The sequence below is a fragment of the Vandammella animalimorsus genome, from assembly GCF_002285265.1.
Lineage (GTDB): Bacteria > Pseudomonadota > Gammaproteobacteria > Burkholderiales > Burkholderiaceae_C > Lampropedia.
In genome coordinates this window covers 1-16570 of sequence record NZ_NSJB01000012.1, presented here as the reverse complement: position 1 = coordinate 16570, position 16570 = coordinate 1, and the positions used below count along the sequence as shown (strand labels likewise).

The 16570-nt window shown below is 69.0% G+C and carries 14 protein-coding genes; 5 read left to right on the top strand and 9 right to left on the bottom strand.

Translation table 11 applies throughout. From position 1 onward, the window contains the following. Positions 1-6 precede the first annotated feature (6 nt). Together CK625_RS11725 and CK625_RS11720 are read left to right on the top strand one after the other, a co-directional pair. Positions 7-1371, top strand: coding sequence for a nucleoside recognition domain-containing protein (locus CK625_RS11725; protein WP_095540515.1), 1365 nt, complete (start codon positions 7-9; stop codon positions 1369-1371). Positions 1372-1916: 545 nt separating this feature from the next. After that, positions 1917-3962: a TonB-dependent receptor domain-containing protein gene (locus CK625_RS11720; protein WP_172425159.1), complete on the top strand. Its 2046-nt coding sequence runs from the start codon at positions 1917-1919 to the stop codon at positions 3960-3962. A gap of 83 nt (positions 3963-4045) precedes the next feature. Here the strand turns inward: CK625_RS11720 and CK625_RS11715 are convergent, their stop codons facing one another. Further along, positions 4046-5644: an AAA family ATPase gene (locus CK625_RS11715; RefSeq protein WP_095540513.1), complete on the bottom strand. Its 1599-nt coding sequence runs from the start codon at positions 5642-5644 to the stop codon at positions 4046-4048. A 174-nt stretch (positions 5645-5818) separates the two neighbouring features. Between CK625_RS11715 and CK625_RS11710 the strand changes: the two genes are divergently transcribed. Then, positions 5819-6997: a PLP-dependent aminotransferase family protein gene (locus CK625_RS11710; RefSeq protein WP_095540512.1), complete on the top strand. Its 1179-nt coding sequence runs from the start codon at positions 5819-5821 to the stop codon at positions 6995-6997. 46 nt (positions 6998-7043) lie between these two features. Beyond that, positions 7044-8108 carry a hypothetical protein gene (locus CK625_RS11705; protein ID WP_095540511.1) on the top strand — a complete coding sequence of 355 codons (1065 nt, stop codon included), beginning with the start codon at positions 7044-7046 and terminating at the stop codon, positions 8106-8108. Positions 8109-8146: 38 nt separating this feature from the next. Here the strand turns inward: CK625_RS11705 and fabA are convergent, their stop codons facing one another. From fabA to CK625_RS11665, 8 genes are all read right to left on the bottom strand, one after another. Next, a complete protein-coding gene (gene fabA, locus CK625_RS11700) occupies positions 8147-8656 on the bottom strand; it encodes a bifunctional 3-hydroxydecanoyl-ACP dehydratase/trans-2-decenoyl-ACP isomerase (RefSeq protein ID WP_095540510.1) in 510 nt (169 codons plus the stop codon). An 89-nt stretch (positions 8657-8745) separates the two neighbouring features. Further along, positions 8746-9273 carry a 2-amino-4-hydroxy-6-hydroxymethyldihydropteridine diphosphokinase gene (gene folK, locus CK625_RS11695; protein WP_095540509.1) on the bottom strand — a complete coding sequence of 176 codons (528 nt, stop codon included), beginning with the start codon at positions 9271-9273 and terminating at the stop codon, positions 8746-8748. After that, on the bottom strand, positions 9266-11005 hold the full coding sequence (gene pcnB / locus CK625_RS11690; protein WP_095540508.1) for a polynucleotide adenylyltransferase PcnB: 1740 nt from the start codon (positions 11003-11005) through the stop codon (positions 9266-9268). Before pcnB ends, folK begins: the two co-directional genes overlap by 8 nt. A gap of 28 nt (positions 11006-11033) precedes the next feature. Continuing rightward, on the bottom strand, positions 11034-11765 hold the full coding sequence (locus CK625_RS11685) for an HAD family hydrolase (protein ID WP_095540507.1): 732 nt from the start codon (positions 11763-11765) through the stop codon (positions 11034-11036). Positions 11766-11915: 150 nt separating this feature from the next. Then, the gene (gene grxD, locus CK625_RS11680; protein WP_095540506.1) at positions 11916-12230 is read right to left on the bottom strand and encodes a Grx4 family monothiol glutaredoxin; all 315 of its coding nucleotides are present in this window, start codon (positions 12228-12230) and stop codon (positions 11916-11918) included. 135 nt (positions 12231-12365) lie between these two features. Next, positions 12366-13349, bottom strand: a complete 984-nt coding sequence (locus CK625_RS11675; protein ID WP_095540505.1) for an RluA family pseudouridine synthase — start codon at positions 13347-13349, stop codon at positions 12366-12368. Beyond that, entirely contained in the window at positions 13339-13596 is a 258-nt protein-coding gene (locus CK625_RS11670) for a Txe/YoeB family addiction module toxin (RefSeq protein ID WP_095540504.1), read from the bottom strand. The genes CK625_RS11675 and CK625_RS11670 overlap by 11 nt, the downstream gene beginning before the upstream one ends. Further along, entirely contained in the window at positions 13593-13847 is a 255-nt protein-coding gene (locus tag CK625_RS11665) for a type II toxin-antitoxin system Phd/YefM family antitoxin (RefSeq protein ID WP_095540503.1), read from the bottom strand. Before CK625_RS11665 ends, CK625_RS11670 begins: the two co-directional genes overlap by 4 nt. Positions 13848-14564: 717 nt before the next feature. On the opposite strand from CK625_RS11665, the gene CK625_RS11660 reads away from it, so the two are divergent. Then, positions 14565-16570 (top strand): Rne/Rng family ribonuclease (locus CK625_RS11660; RefSeq protein WP_143326270.1); only part of this gene is annotated, 2006 nt, incomplete at its 3' end.

The following is a 16570-nucleotide window of genomic DNA, read 5'->3' as shown; positions in this document are numbered from 1 at the left end:
AACGCCATGAATCTCGTTTTTCTTGCGCTGGTCGTGGTGGCCTTTGCCACGGCCGCCTGGCGTCAATGGCAGTGGCAGCCGCCGGCGCAGGCGCCCGGCGCGGCGGCCGAAGGCGCGGCCGCACAAGGGGCGCAGGCCGCGCAGGCCGCCAGCAGCCCGATGGAGCAGCTCTCGGCCGGCATGATCTCCTCGGCCAGTGGCGCGATCGAGCTGGCCATCGGCCTGGTGGGCGTGATGGCCTTGTTCCTTGGGCTGATGAAGGTGGCCGAGGAGGGCGGCATGCTGGTGGTGCTGGCCAAGCTGATCCGGCCCTTGCTGGTGCGGCTGTTCCCGCAGGTGCCGGCCAACCACCCGGCCATGGGCGCGATGGTGCTGAACATGTCGGCCAATGCGCTGGGGCTGGGCAATGCCGCCACGCCCTTTGGCATCCGCGCCATGCAGGCGCTCGACGCGCTCAACCCGCGCCCGGGCACGGCCACCAATGCCATGGTGATGTTCCTGGCCATCAACACCTCCAGCGTGACGCTGCTGCCGGCCAAGGTCATCGCCATCCGCGCGGCCTCGGGCTCGATGGACCCGGCCGGGGTGTTGCCCACGACGCTGTTTGCCACGGCCGCCTCCACGCTGGCGGCCATCGTGGCGGTCTGGGGCCTGCAGCGTTTCTTCCCGGTGGGGCAGGCCACGCCGCAGGAGCTGGCCATGCAGCGGCCCTGGGTGAGCGAGCCGGCAGGCGGCGAGGGCGACAGCGCCCTGGCGCAGCAGCAGGCCTACCCGCTGTGGGTCAGCCTGTTGGCGCTGGCGGCCGTTGCGCTGGCCATCCCTGCCAGCATCGTCTGGGGCAAGCGCATCGCGCCGTGGATCGTGCCGGGCATGATGGTGGGCTTCTTGCTGTTTGGCTGGCTGCGCGGCGTGCGCATCTACGAGGCCTTCGTCGAAGGCGCCAAGGGCGGCTTCGAGGTGGCGCTGCGCATCATGCCCTACCTGGTGGCCATTCTGGTGGCGGTGGGCATGCTGCGCAGCAGCGGCGCGCTGGATGTGCTGGTGGGCGCGCTGGCGGTGTTCACCGCGCCGCTGGGCCTGCCGGCCGAGGCCTTGCCCATGGCCTTGCTGCGCCCGCTGTCGGGCTCGGGCGCCTATGGCGTGATGACCGCCACGCTGACCGATCCGGCCATCGGGCCGGACAGCTATGTGGGCTATCTGGTCTCCACCATCATGGGCTCGTCCGAAACCACCTTCTACGTGCTGGCCGTGTACTTTGGCGCGGTGCAGGTGCGGCGCATCCGCCATGCGCTGCTGGCGGCGCTGCTGGCCGATGCGGTGGCGGTCATGGCCTCCGTGGCCATTTGCAGCTATTTGTTCGCCGGGCGCTGAGGGGCCGGCCCCTTGGCGCTGCCCAGCCTGCTGCCGCGCTGCGCACAAAGGCGCGGGCACAAAGGGGCGGGGCCAGGGCTGCGGCTGGGCTTGGTTGTGGCCGGGCCTGGCTGCGGCGGCCGGCACTCAAATACAAGAAAATGAAAAGAATTCTTACGCAACAAATGAGAGTTATTTATAATTGCGAGACTAGATTGACAATCTGCGGAAGCCGTTCTGCCGCCGTGGCGTGCCGGGCGCCCTTTGCCCAGCGCTGAGTGGCGCCTTCTGCCCGGCACAAGCTGCCGGGCGCTTCACGCAGATGCCATCCAGGTTCCGCCCGGTGGCGGGCGTGGATGCAAAAAACCCCTCGATGCCTGTTTCGTCCAAGGCCCAGTCGCGCAGCGTTGCGCGTGGCTGGGCCTGTTGTTGTATCCCAGAGGAGTTTTTTCATGCCATTTGCCCGCAAGCCACTTGCCTTGTTGGCCGCGCATATCTGCTGCGGCTGCGCTTTCGCACAAACGGGGGGCGCGGTCGCGCCAGCGCAGGCCGATCAGTTGCCCACTGTGACGGTCAGCGCCCAGCCGCAGCCGCAGAGCACGGTGATCGGCCAGGAGCAGCTCGAGAAAGAGCCGCCCAGAAACATCCGCGGCGTGTTCGACAACACGCCCGGGGTGGATTTTTCCACCATGACCGGCGTGCTGGGCGACATCGAAATCCGCGGCATGGGCGGCATTGGCGGCGGCCTGGGCGTGGGCAGCGACCGCGTGACCGTGGAGCTCGACGGCATGGACATCACGCAGAGCTTCTCCTTCGGCCACAGCATGCACTATGGCCGCCAGCTCTTCGATCCGGCAGACCTCAAGCAGGTCAACGTGCACAAGGGCCCGGGGGCCAATGGCCTGGCCGGCAGCGTGCAGTTTCGCACCAAGGATCCGGCCGATTACCTGCGCCCTGGTCAGCGCCTGGGCGGCGATGTGCGCGCCGGCTACAGCGGCGACACCCGTGACATTGCCGCCGGTTTCAGCCTGGCGGCGCTGATCGACGAGCGCCAGAGCGCCTCGCTGAGCTATACGCGCCGTTCGTACCAGGAGCTGGACAACAAGGGCGGGCTGGACGTCGACGGACCCCAGCGCACCAAGAGCCTGCCGGTGGATGGGCGCAGCAACTCGCTCAACGGCAAATGGGTGCTGCAGCCCAATCGCGACCACAAGCTCACGCTCAACGCCCAGTACTACGGCGCCCACAGCGACATCGACCGGCGCAACGCGCTGGGCACCAGCACCTCCAGCCGCGGCAGCACCACCACGCACAGCTACACGGAAGAGCGCAAAAACACCCGCAGCGCCCTGTCGCTCAGCCACGATCTGAACGCCGCCAATGCGCTGTTCGATGGCATGAGCTGGCAGCTGTCCATGCAAAGAACGCGCGGCCAGAACCTGGGCGTTACCGACCGCACCGGCACAACCGGCGCGCGCACGCTGACCACGGACAAGAATTATTTCAAGACCAGCTCCTACACCTTCAAGGCCGATTTCGACAAGGCCATCGCGCCCTCAGGCGCCAGCCTGCGCCAGGACTGGAGCTATGGCTTCAAGCTGCAGCGCAGCGAGGCCGAGCTGGATCTGGTGCGCACAGTGGGCAGCCGCATCAGCAACCCCACGTACTTCCCGCGCAACCAGCAGTGGCAGGCCAGCGTGCACGCCGCCAACCGCCTGGGCCTGGGCGAGAGCGGCGTGAGCCTGACGCCCTCGGCCAAGGTCTCGCACATCCGCATCGACCCAGCGTTCGATGCCGGGGTCACGCCCGTGCAGGGCACGCGCAAGTACAGCAAGACCACCGTGGGCGGCGGCCTGCTGCTGGACTGGAAGCTCAATGACAACCACCTGCTGTCGGCCAGCTTCAACCGCAGCACCCGCCTGCCGGCCTACGGCGAGAGCAATGGCCAGAGCTATGGCCACTGGCCCTCGCGCCCCAACCCCAATCTGAAGCCGGAAAAAGCCACCGGCGTGGAGCTGGCCTGGAGCAGCTTTGGCGCGCTGGGGCGGCAAAAGGCCACGGTGTTTCACAACGCCTACAGCAGCATGATCGAGGTCGATTGCGGCGACTACGGCCGTGACGACGTCTGCACCGTCTTCAACGAGCCGGGGCGCACCAAAGTCCACGGGCTGGAGTGGGAAGGCAGCCTGAACCTGGGCGCGCTGGGCGCGGCCCAGGGCCTGCACCTGGACGGCGCGCTGGCCTACGCCAAGGGCAAGCAAGACGATGGCGCGCCGCTGCTGCGCGTCAACCCGCTGCACGGCCACGTGGGGCTGCGCTATGCCGAGCCCGGCGATCGCTGGGGCGGGCAGCTGCGCGTGAAATGGGCCGCGGCAAAGAAAAAGGCCGATCTGCCCAGCAGCCGCTACGCGCCGCTGCCCGGCTACGGCGTTGTGGATTTGACCGCTTACTACAGGCCCACGGCCAACCTCACCCTCAGCGGCGGCATCTACAACATCGCTGACAAGCGCTACGCACTGTGGAATCGCGCGCGCGGCATCACCAAGCCCGACTTCTCCAGCTACACCGAGGCTGGCCGCTACGTTGGCGTGAACCTGCGCTATCAGTTCTGATCGCGGATACCGAAGGCGCACGGTAAAAAACAGCCCATGGCAGCACAGGCCATGGGCTGCTTCTTTTTGCGCCCTTGCCGGCCTCAGCGCTGCGCTTGCAGTTGCGCGGCCAGCGCCGCGCGCCAGTGCGGCGCGCTGGTGTCGATGCGGCGCACGAAGGGCAGCTCCTGCTCGCCCCATGGCTGCTGCCCCTGCAGCTGCTGGGCCACCAGCTCGGGCGTGGCCTCGGAAGGGTCTTGCGCGGCGCTGCGGCGCTGGGCGATGCGCTGGCGCAGCGTCTGGGCCGGGGCCTCGCAGGCGAGGATGGCAAATGGCAGCTGCAGGCGCTGGGCCAGCGCGCGCAAGGCATCGCGCTGCTCGCGGCGCAAAAAGGCCGCATCGACCACCACCGGCCAGCCTGCCTGCAGCGCCAGCTCGGCCAGCTCGCCCAGGCGGGCAAAGGTGCGCTGCGTGGCCTCGGGGGTGTAAATGTCCAGGCCCTGGGCGTGCGAGTCGGCCAGGGCGTCCAGGCCGAACAGGCGCTTGCGCTCCACGTCCGAGCGGATGCGGATGGCGCCCAGCTGCTCCATGCAGGCCGCAGCCACGGTGGACTTGCCCGAGCCCGAGGCGCCGCAGGTGATGAACAGCGCCGGCGCGGGCGCGGCCTGGCACCACTGCTGGGCGCAGTGCGCGTACTGCTGCCCGGCCGGTGGGGCATCGGCCCCGGGCAGCGCGCCGTCCGCCGGCGGGGAGATTTGCGCCACCATGGCGCGCACCAGCGCGCGGTAGACCTCGTAAAAGCGCCAGGTCTGCAGCGCGGCGAAGTCGCCGCTGTGCTGCAGCCAGCCGTCCATCACATGGGCTGCCAGGTCGCTGCGGCCATGGGCGTGCAAATCCATGCTGAGAAAGGCCATGTCGTTGGCCACGTCGATCCAGCGCATCGCGGGCTGGAACTCGATGCAGTCAAAGGGCACGATGGCATCGCCCAGCAGCACCAGATTGCCCAGATGCAGATCGCCATGGCCTTCGCGCACGAAGCCGCCGGCGCGCCTGGCCTGCCAAAGCGGGCGCAGCGCCGCGCATTGCCGATCCAGCCAGGCCTGCCACTGCGGCACCAACGCGGCAAAGGCGCTGCGCTGCAGCGGCGTGAACAGGGCGCGCACATCGGCCTCGATGCGCTCGGCGCTGCCGTACTCGGCCTGCGGCACTGCTGCGCCAGCGCCTTGGGCGTGAAAGCGCGCCAGCCGCTGGCCCAGCTGGTGCAGCGCAGCGGGCGGGGGCGCTGCGCCGGCTTCGAAGCGGGTGCGCAGCAGGGCGTCATCGGCAAAGCGCCGCATGCGCACAGCCCACTCGGCTGCGGGCTGGTCGGGCGCAGGGGGATCGAAGTCCAGCAGGCCCTGGGCATTGCGCCACAGCGGCTGCACGTCCAGGTACAGCTGCGGCGCCAGGCGCCGGTTTAGGCGCAGCTCCTCGTCGCAGAAATGGCGGCGCTGCGCTAGCGTGCTGAAGTCGGCAAAGGGCAGGCGCACCGGCTTTTTGATCTTCCAGACCTGCTCATGGCCCAGCAGCAGCCAGGAGATGTGGGTTTGCAGCAGCTGGGCATCGCGCTGGCCGCGCGCCTGCAGGGCTTGGCGCAGGGCCTGCAGGTCGGCCGCGTCGGCGCCGCGTTCGGGCCTGTGGTGGGCAGTGGGTGGCAAGGTCATGGAGTTCAAGCGCCTGCTCAAGTGCCCGGTGCGATCGGGCGCGAGAGTCAGAGAGAAAAAGAATGGCAAGGCAGCCGCTATGATGCCGCGTTTGGCCCTGCCCATGCCGCATGCTCGCCCCCAGGCGCGCCCGGCAGAAGCGCGCCCTTTGCTGTTCATTGAGAGCCAAGCCCCATGGAATTTGCCCAGCGCCTGCGTCAGGTCGAGACATCGGCCATCCGTGAAATCTTCAAACTGCTGGGGCGGCCCGGCATCATCAGCTTTGCCGGGGGCTTTCCCGATGCGGCGCTGTTCGATGCCCAAGGCATGGAGCAGGCCGCCCAGCGCGCCTTGCGCGAGCACGCCGCGCTGGCCCTGCAGTACGGCCCGACCGAGGGCCATCAGCCGCTGCGCGAGCAGATCGCCGCCCAGCTGCAGGCGCAGGGCGCGCAGGTGCAGGCCCAGGAGCTGATCGTCACCACCGGCAGCCAGCAGGCGCTGGATCTGCTGGGCAAGACCATGATCTCCCCCGGCGATACGGTGCTGGTGGAGGGGCCGACCTTCCTGGCCACCATCCAGTGCTTCAGGCTCTACGGCGCGCAGGTCGTGTCGGTGCCCATCGACCAACAAGGCGTGCAGGTTGATCGGCTGGAGCAGGCCATCGTGCAGCACCGGCCGCGGCTGGTGTACCTGATCCCCACCTTCGGCAACCCCAGCGGCGCGCTGCTGGGCCTGGATCGGCGCAAGCGCATCCTGGAGCTGGCCGCGCGCCACCAGGTGCTGGTGGTCGAGGACAACCCCTACGGCGAGCTGTACTTCGATGCCCCGCCGCCGCCGACCCTGCTGGCGCTGAGCGAGCAGGTGCCCGGCAGCCGCGACTGGCTGGCCTATTGCGGCAGCTTCTCCAAAGTGCTCTCGCCCGGGCTGCGCCTGGGCTGGCTGGTGGCGCCGCCGGCGCTGCTGGCCCAGGCCGTGATGTGCAAGCAGTTCAGCGATGCCAACAGCAGCATGCTGGCGCAGGTCACGGCCAGCGAATACCTGGCCAGCGGCCGCCTGCAGCCGGCGCTGCAGAACGTGCAGCGCGTCTATGCCCACCGCGCCGCGCTGATGATGCAATGCCTGCAAGAGCAGTTGGGCGATGCGCTGCAGTACACCCCGCCGCAGGGCGGCATGTTCATCTGGGCCCGGCTGACTGCGCCGGGCGCGCAGGCCGCGCCATTCGTGCAGCGCGGCATCGAGCAGGGCGTGGCCGTGGTGCCCGGCGCGCCGTTCTACGCCACCGACCCCGATCCGGCGGCATTTCGCATGAGCTACGCCACCGTGCCCGACGAGCGCATCGTCGAAGGGGTGCGCCGTCTGGCGCAGGCGCTGTGAGCACCACCGGCCCTGGCGCTGCGCGCCGGCCCCAGCGGGGAGCGCCATGAGCGTGCTGGCCTTGTTCGTCGCACTGCTGCTGGAGCAGCTGCGCCCGCTGCACGCCCGCCAGCGCTGGCATGGGGCGCTGCAGGCGCTGCGCTGGCGCTTGCAGTACGCGCTCGATGCTGGCACCGCCAGCCAGGCCTGGGTGCTGTGGGCGCTGGCCGTGTGCCTGCCGGCCGTGGCCGTCTGGCTGGTCTTTGCGCTGCTGCAGGTCGGCCTGGGGCGCTTTGCGGCCTTTGTCTGGTCGGTGCTGGTGCTCTATGCCGTGCTGCGCTTTCGCGCCTTTGGGCCGTACTTCACGCAGGTGCGCAACGCCATCAACACCGGCGATCGCCAGGCCGCCGCCCAGGCCCTGGAGCGCTGGGGCCAGGCGCTGGAAGGCGGCTGGGCCCAGGGCCATGCACAGGGGGGTGTGCATAGCGATATGCAGGGCGCTGCCGAGCCCGGCGGCACAGCCCCCGCGCAGGACGAAAGCCCGGCCGCGCTGCTGGCCGCCAGCGTGTCCTACTCCGTGCAGCACATGCACCACTACGTGTTCGGGGTGTTTGCTGCCTACCTGCTGCTGGCCTTTGCCGGGCTGGGGCCCATGGGGGCCGTGCTGTTTGGCCTGGCGCAGGCCGCGCATGGCCTGTGGTGGCGCGGGGCAGGGCGGCACGAGGGCCCGCACGGCGCCAGCATGGCCCTGGCGCGCGTGGCGCGGCAGGGCTGGCAATGGGTCAATTGGCTGCCCGCGCGCATCACCGCGGGCATGTTCGCCGCCGTGGGGCGTTATGACGAGGCCATCAGCGCCTGGCGCGCCTGCACGGCGCGCCGCCCAGGCGATGGCGATGCGCTGGTGCTGGCCGCAGGCAGCGCGGCGCTGGGGCTGCCGGGGCGCAGCGTGCAATGGATTCTGGCCTGGCCGCACTGGCAAGGGCGCGCGCCTTCACGCATCTTGGATGGGGCAGAGCAGTGTGGCGACGAACTGGCCGGCTTGCTGCACAGGCTGGCCTCGCTGATGTGGCGCACGCTGGTGCTGTGGGTGCTGCTGTGGCTGGTGATCGGGCTGATCGGCGCGGTGCTGTAGACCGCCCGGCCACTGCGCAAAGGCTTGGGCAGAGGTTTTCAGGCCTTGGCCTCGGCCTCGAACAGGCCGACGCGCAGGTCGTTGGCGGTGTAGATTTCCTGGCCGTCGGCCAGCAGGCGGGCGTCGCCGATGGCCATGTTGAGCTTGCGGCGGATGACGCGCTTGATGTCGATCTCGTAGGTCACCAGCTTCACGTCGGGCTTGACCTCGCCGGTGAACTTGACTTCGCCCGCGCCCAGGGCGCGGCCCTTGCCGGGCAGGCGCAGCCAGGTGAGGTAAAAGCCGATGAGCTGCCACATGGCATCCAGGCCCAGGCAGCCGGGCATGACGGGGTCGTTCTTGAAGTGGCAGGCGAAGAACCAGAGCTCGGGCTTGATGTCCAGCTCGGCCACGATGCGGCCCAGGCCATGGGCGCCGCCTTCGTCGTCGATGTGGGTGATGCGGTCGAACATCAGCATGGGCGGCAGCGGCAGCTTGCCGCTGTTGGGGCCAAACAGGCGCCCTTCGCCAGAGGCGATCAATTGCTCGTAGGTAAAGGATTCAACCATGTGCGTGCGAGAAGGCCAAAAGGGCGCAAGTATATCGCTGGCATTGCGTGCGCCCGTGCAGCGGTTTTTGAGAGAGGCGAGAGAGGCGCTCATGGCCGCTGCCAGGGCGCCCATTGCTGCGCCGCAGGCAGGCGCTGCAGTGGTTGCTGCAGCGCCAGTTGCGCGCGCGTGGCGGCCTCGCCGGCCAGGGCAGGGTCAATGTCGGCCAGCGGCAGCAGCACGAAGGCGCGCTGCTGCCAGCGCGGGTGCGGCAGGCTCAGCTGCGGGCTGTGCATTTGCACGGGCGCGCCGGCCCGGTCGTGGTAGTGCAGCAGGTCCAGATCCAGGGTGCGTGGGGCGTTGCGGTAGGGGCGTTGGCGGCCGGCGGCCTGTTCGATGTCTTGCAGGGCCTGCAGCAGCGCCAGCGGCGCCAGCTCTGTGGCCAGGCGGGCCACGGCGTTGAGGTAGTCGGGGCCGCCGGCATCGACCGGGCTGGAGCGGTACAGCGGCGAGACGGCCTCCAGCCGGGAGCGGGGCAGTTGCGCCAGTGCGTCGCGCGCGGCGTGCAGGGCGGCCAGCGGCTGGCCCAGGTTGGCGCCCAGGCCGATCCAGGCGCGACTGGCGGGTTGCTCAGGCATGGCCTGCGCTGCCCGAGGGCGGCTGGGCTGCGCCTGGGGCGGCGGCTTGGGCGGGGCTTGCCGCAGTGCTGCCGGGGGATTTCTTGCGCCGGCGGCGGCGCTTGGCGCTGCTGGACAGTGGCTGGGCCAGCTCTTGGTGATCTTGCGGCTCTGCGCCTTCGGGCAGGGCGCTTTCGGTTTCGGGCGTGGTGGTGGGCTCGCCCGCCGCGGGCGCGCTGCGTTGGCGCGGTTTCTTGGCTTTGCGGCCGCTCTCGGCTGCCTGCTTGGCCTGCTGGCTGCGCTGGCGCTCTTGTTCGAGCATGTCGGCGCGGGTGGCGTCGTCGGCCAGGCTGAATTCTTCCCACCAGGCGGCCCAGTCCTGCGCGGCTTCGCCGGCGCGACCGCGCAGGCGCAGAAAGTCCAGCCCGGCGCGAAAGCGCGGCTGCTGCACCAGGCTGTAGGGGCCCTTGCCGCTGCGGCGCGCAAAGCGCGGCTGCATGGTCCAGATTTCGCGGATGTCGGCGCCGAGCTTGCCGCGCCCGGAGACATCGCCGACGCGGCGCTCGAACACTTCGCTGATGGCGTGCGAGAGCGCCGGGCTGGGGTGCTGGCCGCTTTGCTGCTCGCGCTCCCAGGCGCGCTGCACGTCGTCCCACAGCACGCAGGCCAGCAGGAAGCTGGGCGCGACGGGCTTGCCTTCGGCCACGCGCCGGTCGGTGTCGCGCAGCGCCAGCTCGACCAGCGGCCAGTCGGCGCGCTCGACGATCAGATCCAGCAGCGGGTAGATGCCCTTGGCCAGCCCCAGCGCGCGCAGCTGCGCCACGGAGGCCATGGCATGGCCGGTCTGCAGCAGCTTGAGCATTTCGTCGAACAGGCGGCTGGGCGGGATGTCCTGCAGCAGCGGGCGCAGCGCGGCGATGGGCTGGGCGGTCTTGCTGCCCAGGGTGAAGCCCAGCGCGTCGAGCTTGGCGGCAAAGCGGATGGCGCGGATCATGCGCACCGGGTCTTCGCGGTAGCGCGCCTCGGGCTCGCCGATCATGCGGATGGTGCGCCGGCGCGCGTCGTCGATGCCGTGGTGGTAATCGACCACGATCTGCGAGCGCGGGTCGTAGTACATGGCGTTGATGCTGAAGTCGCGCCGCGCGGCATCTTCCTGCTGGCTGCCCCAGACGTTGTCGCGCAGCACGCGGCCGCTGGCATCGACGGCGTGCTGCACGCCCGCCAGCGCCTGGCGGCTGGTTTTCTCGTTGCCGCTGATGCGGTCGGCGGCCTGGTTGTCCAGGTAGGCGCGGAAGGTGGTGACTTCGATCACCTCGTGCTCGCGCCCGCGGCCGAACACCACGTGCACGATGCGAAAGCGCCGCCCGATGATGAAGGCGCGGCGAAACAGGCTTTTGACCTGCTCGGGCGTGGCGTTGGTGGCCACGTCGAAATCCTTGGGGCGCAGGCCCAGCAGCAAATCGCGCACTGCGCCGCCGACGATGTAGGCCTCAAAGCCCTTGCTCTGCAGGGTATCGACCACTTCCAGTGCGCGCCGGTCCACCAAAGAGGGGTCGATGCCGTGTTCGCTGACGGGAACTTCATGGCGCTTGCCGAAGATCTTGCGTTGGGCGCTGGCGGCATTGGCCGCGCCAGTGGCGCTGGCGCTGGCGCGGGCGCTGCGCGCGCTGGCCGCGGGGGCTTGGCCGGCCTGGGCAGCCGGGCGCTGGCGCGGGCGCTTGGCCAGCAGCTTTTCGATAAATTGCTTGATCATGAGGGCAGGGTGGTGGCGGGGGCGCGGCTCATGCGGGGGCGAACAAATCCATGATGGCCCAGCCGCGCTGCTGCGCGTGCTGGCGCAGCGTGGGGTCGGGGTTGACGGCCACGGGCACGTCCACCTGTTCGAGCAGGGCCAGGTCGTTGCGCGAATCGCTGTAGAAGGTGGTGTGCACCTGCGGCCAGCCCCAGCCGCGCTGCTGCAACCATTGCGCCACGCGCGTGACCTTGCCCTCGCGCATGCTGGGCACGCCGGCAATCTGGCCGTTGTACCAGCCGCTGTGCGCATCGCGCTCGAGCTCCACGGCCAGCAGGTGCGAGCGCGGCACGCCCAGGGCCTGGGCGATGGGCTCGGTGACGAAGATGTTGGTGGCGGTGACGATCAGCACCTCGTCGCCGGCATCGCGGTGGCGCTGCAGCAGCGCCTGTGCCGGCGGCAGGATGGCCGGGGCGATGACCTCGGCCATGAAGCGCTGGCGCGCGGCCAAGCTGGCCTCGGGGCCCAGGCGGCAAATGGCCTCGGTGGCAAAGCGGATGTACTGCGCCAGATCCAGCGTGCCGGCGCGGTATTGCTCGAAAAACTCGGCATTGCGCTGCGCAAACGCCTGGCCTTCGACCAGCCCCTGGCGGACGCTGAACTGCCCCCACTCGTAGTCGGAATCGAGCGGCAGCAGGGTATGGTCCAGATCGAACAGTGCCAGGCGCACTCGGGTGTCCGTGGCGGGGGGCGTGGCAGTGGTGGGGGCGTGGCTTGGCATCAGGCAATGAAACGGGCCGCGTGTGCGGCGTGGCGCATGCGGCCTCTGGGCGCTTGGCGCTGGGGCAAAGGCGGCGATTTTCGCACGAACCGCAGCCCGGCCTCTGGCTGCGGCATGGCCATGCCGGCCTGGGCTGCCGGGCCTGTGGCTTCAGGCCAGCAGCTTTTGCAGCTCGCCCGATTCGTACATCTCCATCATGATGTCCGAGCCGCCGACGAATTCGCCCTTGACGTAGAGCTGTGGGATGGTGGGCCACTGGCTGTAGTCCTTGATGCCCTGGCGGATTTCCGGGTCTTCGAGCACGTTGACGGCCATCAGCGATTTCAAGTCCACGCCGCAGGCCTTGAGGATTTGCGTGGCGCGGCCGGAGAAGCCGCACATGGGGAAGCTGGCCGTGCCCTTCATGAAGAGCACCACGGGGTGGGACTTGACCAGTTGGTCGATGCGTTGCTGAACGTCGCTCATGGGTGAGTGTCCTGTTGGTTCTGTTATGTGAAAACGCGCTGCAAAAGCCCGCGATTGTGACAAATTTGCGCCTGCCCGGCAGGCGCGCTCTGCGCATGGGCCGCACGGGCCAAGGGGCATGGCCCGCTGGCGGCCTCACAGCGCCAGTGGCGCAGGCAGGCGCAGGTCTGCGCCCGGGGGGCTTTCGAGCGCGATCTGCGCGCCGCTGTGCGGGTGCGCAAAGCGCAGCCGCCAGGCGTGCAGGTACATGCGCGCCAGGCCCTGCCTGGCCAGGCGGCGGTTCCAGTCGAAGTCGCCGTACTTGTCGTCGCCGGCGATGGGGTGGCCGCTGCTGGCGGTGTGCACGCGGATCTGGTGGGTGCGGCCGGTCTTGATCGTCACCTCCAGTAAGCTGGTCGCTGGCAGGCCGGCCTGCGGCACGGCCTCGTGGCGCTGGCGCACACGCACCAGCGACAGCGCGCGCTGGCCATCGGGGTCGTCGGCGCTGGTGGGGCGCACGCGGCGTTCGCCATCGGGCAGCAGGTATTTGTGCAGCGGCGTGTCCAGCACTTTCAGGCGCTCGGGCCAGTGGCCCTTGACCAGGGCCAGGTAGGTCTTGCCGGTGCTGCGGGCGCGGAACTGGTCCTGCAGGTGCGTCAGGGCGCTGCGCCGCTTGGCGATCAGCAAGATGCCGCTGGTTTCGCGGTCCAGCCGGTGCACCAGCTCCAGATAGCGCGCCTGTGGCCGGGCGGCGCGCAGCTGCTCGATGACGCCAAAGCTCACGCCGCTGCCGCCATGCACGGCCACGCCAGCGGGCTTGTCGATGGCCAGCAGCCAGTCGTCCTCGTGCAATATGGCGAACTCTCGCGCGGGCGCTGCTGGGTTGGCGGCTGGCGCGCTTTCGGCGCCTGCGTTCTGGGCGCTGCGCACGGGCGGGATGCGCACCACATCGCCGGCGTTCAAGCGGGTTTCGGCCTGGGCGCGCCCCTTGTTGATGCGCACCTGGCCGCTGCGGATCAGCCGGTAGATGTGCGTCTTGGGCACGCCCTTGACGGTGCGAAACAGGAAGTTGTCCAGCCGCTGGCCGGCGCTTTCCTCGTCCACGGCCAGCTGGCGCACGGCAGGGGTTTCAGTCGTCATAGTGGCCCCGGCACTGTGCGATCACCAGCTCCTCGCCTTCCATCCGGTAGACCACGCGGTGCTCGTCCGTGATGCGGCGCGACCAGAAGCCCGAGAGCTCGTTTTTCAGCGCCTCGGGCTTGCCGATGCCGCCAAACGGGTCGCGCTGGATGTCGCGGATGAGCCGGTTGAGCTTGCGCAGCACCTGGCGGTCGTGCTGCTGCCACCAGAGGTAGTCGTCCCAGGCGGCGTCTTCGAAGGAGATCATTCGTCGATCAGCTCGCGCTGGATGATGTTGCGCCGGTTGCGGATGTTCTCCACCGACTTCAGCAGCCGGGGGCCGTTCTTGCCGCGCAGCAGGAACAGGGTTTCCTTCCACGACTCGAACTCGCGCAGGCTCATCAGCACGGCGGCCTCGCCCTTTTGGCGCGTGATGACGGTGAAGTCGCAGTCGTTGACCACCCGATCCAGGTGCTTGGCCAGGTTGTTGCGGGCTTCGGAATAGGTGATGGCTTGCATGGGTTTTGCCTCCTGCGCATGAAAGGGGCAAATTGTACAAAAAACTGTTCAATCAAGCCAAGCCGCTTGCGCCATGCCCGTGCCCCTATAATGCGCGCACCTGAGCCCGAGCGGGGCCAAGCGCTTGCATTGCCTTGGTGATTTTTGACGCGAAACGGTTGTATTCCCTTCGCGGCTCAGGCAGGTCGATGCCCGTGGGGCCGGTCAGGGCTGCCGAAGAACAATCTGCCCAGACCCTTGCCCCGCCCTTTTTGGCGCGACGCGATGCAACACTGAACACGGAATACCCCCCCTGGTTGGCCAGCGCGCCGCACACGCCAGTTGCGTGCGCTGCCGGCGAGCCCGATTCGAGCGAGCAAGCACACCATGTTGATGGCCCTGGCAAACCTGCTTTGGCACTGGCTGCGGCCAACGCCCCGGGTGCCTTTGGGCCCGTCGGCTCATGCCGACCATCAGGCGCCGCCGGCAATGCGCCGGGCCGCAAGCAGGCCCGATGCCGCCCTCGCTGTCATGCAAGCCCCTTTGCCTGCCCCGCGCTGCTGAAACGCCGATGCGCGTTCAGCCGCCCAGGTGCGCTGCTGGCGCGCAGCCGCGGGAGGGCGACAGGGGCCACAGGCCGCCAAGGCGGCGTTTCCGTTGTGTCATCGCGAAGCCCGGATAGAGGCATCGGGCGCCCCGCTGGGGCATGGATTGCTTTGACACAAAGGAACACGCATCATGAAACGGATGCTCATCAACGCCACGCAGGCCGAGGAACGCCGCCTGGCCATCGTCGACGGGCAGAAACTGCTCGATTACGAAATCGAGATCGAAGGGCGCGAGCAGCGCAAGGGCAACATCTACAAGGCGGTGGTGACCCGCATCGAGCCCAGCCTGGAGGCCTGCTTCGTCGATTACGGCGAGGAGCGCCACGGCTTTTTGCCTTTCAAGGAAATCTCCCGCCAATACTTTGCCGAGGGCGTGGCCGTCAGCCAGGCGCGCATCAACGACGTCATCCGCGAGGGCCAGGAGCTGCTGGTGCAGGTCGAGAAGGAGGAGCGCGGCAACAAGGGCGCGGCGCTGACCACCTTCATCAGTCTGGCCGGGCGCTACGTGGTGCTGATGCCCAACAACCCGCGCGGCGGCGGGGTGTCGCGCCGCATCGAGGGCAGCGAGCGCAGCGAGCTGAAAGAGGCCATGGACCAGCTCGAATACCCCAAGGGCATGTCCATCATCGCGCGCACCGCCGGCATCGGCCGCAGCGCCGAAGAGCTGCAATGGGACTTGAACTTCCTGCTCAAGGTCTGGAGCGCCATCGAAGAAGCCGCCGACGGCCTGCGCAAGCCCGAGCTGATCTACCAGGAATCCAGCCTGGTGATCCGCGCCATGCGCGATTACTTCCACAACGACATCGGCGAAATCCTCATCGACACCGACGATATTTACGAGCAGGCGCGCCAGTTCATGGGCTACGTCATGCCCGAGAACGCCGCGCGCGTCAAACGCTACCGCGATCCGGCGGCGCTGTTCTCGCGCTTTCAGATCGAGCACCAGATCGAATCGGCCTACGCGCGCACCGTGCAACTGCCCTCGGGCGGCGCCATCGTCATCGACCAGACCGAGGCGCTGGTGGCCATCGACGTGAACTCCGCGCGCGCCATCAAGGGCGGCGACATCGAGGAAACGGCCACCCGCACCAACCTGGAGGCCGCCGACGAAGTGGCGCGCCAGATGCGCCTGCGCGACCTGGGCGGCCTGGTGGTGATCGACTTCATCGACATGGAGGACAGCAAGAACCGCCGCGAAGTGGAAAACCGCCTGCGCGAGGCGCTGCGCCAGGACCGCGCGCGCGTGCAGTTTGGCGCCATCAGCAAATTCGGCCTGCTGGAGATGAGCCGCCAGCGCCTCAAGCCCGCCCTGAGCGAAGGCAGCTCCATCCCCTGCCCGCGCTGCGGCGGCACCGGCCACGTGCGCGACATCGAAAGCTCGGCGCTGCAAATCCTGCGCGTCATCCAGGAAGAGTCCATGAAGGACAACACCGCCGCCGTGCACTGCCAGGTGCCGGTGGAGGTCGCCAGCTTCCTGCTCAACGAAAAGCGCACCGAAGTCACCAAGATCGAAATCCAGCAGCGCGTCAACGTGCAAATCGTCGCCAACAAAACGCTGGAGACGCCCAACTACCGGCTCGAGCGCCTGAAGGTCGACGACAGCCGGCTGGACAGCCCCGAGGCCAGCTACAAGCTGGCCGAGGAAATCGAAGACCCGCTGGCCACCTCGCGCCGCTCCAAGGAGCCCACCAACCGCCAGAGCCCGCTCATCAAAAGCGTGCTGCCCGATGCGCCGCCGCCTGCGGCGAACAAGCCCGAGCCCGTGGCGGCAACTGCTGCCCCGGCCGCTGCGTCCAGCCTGGGCAGCACCCTGGCCGGCTGGGTGGAGCGCCTGAAAACCCTGTTTGGCTTTGGCGCGCCAGCCACCCCCGCCGTGCAACCCCAGGCCCAGCCTGAAGAGGAAGGCAAGAGCGGCGCAGCGCGTGGCGGCGAGCGCCGCCGCAGCAGCGGCGAACGCGGCGAGCGTGGTGAGCGCAGCGAACGCCGCAGCGGCGAGCAGCGCGGCCGCACCCAGCGCAGCAGCGGCAATGGCCAGGGCGGGCGCGGCGGCAATGGGCGCCAGGAAGGCGCCGCCGAAGCCCCACGCCAGGAGCGCGGCGAACGCAGCGAACGCCGTGGCGGCGAACGTGGCGGCCG

Coding starts and splice junctions, on each gene's coding strand:
- CK625_RS11725 (WP_095540515.1), top strand. CDS start 7: ATGAATCTCGTTTTTCTTGCGCTGGTCGTGGTGGCCTTTGCCACGGCC.
- CK625_RS11715 (WP_095540513.1), bottom strand. CDS start 5,644: ATGACCTTGCCACCCACTGCCCACCACAGGCCCGAACGCGGCGCCGAC.
- CK625_RS11710 (WP_095540512.1), top strand. CDS start 5,819: ATGGAATTTGCCCAGCGCCTGCGTCAGGTCGAGACATCGGCCATCCGT.
- CK625_RS11705 (WP_095540511.1), top strand. CDS start 7,044: ATGAGCGTGCTGGCCTTGTTCGTCGCACTGCTGCTGGAGCAGCTGCGC.
- fabA (WP_095540510.1), bottom strand. CDS start 8,656: ATGGTTGAATCCTTTACCTACGAGCAATTGATCGCCTCTGGCGAAGGG.
- folK (WP_095540509.1), bottom strand. CDS start 9,273: ATGCCTGAGCAACCCGCCAGTCGCGCCTGGATCGGCCTGGGCGCCAAC.
- pcnB (WP_095540508.1), bottom strand. CDS start 11,005: ATGATCAAGCAATTTATCGAAAAGCTGCTGGCCAAGCGCCCGCGCCAG.
- CK625_RS11685 (WP_095540507.1), bottom strand. CDS start 11,765: ATGCCAAGCCACGCCCCCACCACTGCCACGCCCCCCGCCACGGACACC.
- grxD (WP_095540506.1), bottom strand. CDS start 12,230: ATGAGCGACGTTCAGCAACGCATCGACCAACTGGTCAAGTCCCACCCC.
- CK625_RS11675 (WP_095540505.1), bottom strand. CDS start 13,349: ATGACGACTGAAACCCCTGCCGTGCGCCAGCTGGCCGTGGACGAGGAA.
- CK625_RS11670 (WP_095540504.1), bottom strand. CDS start 13,596: ATGATCTCCTTCGAAGACGCCGCCTGGGACGACTACCTCTGGTGGCAG.
- CK625_RS11665 (WP_095540503.1), bottom strand. CDS start 13,847: ATGCAAGCCATCACCTATTCCGAAGCCCGCAACAACCTGGCCAAGCAC.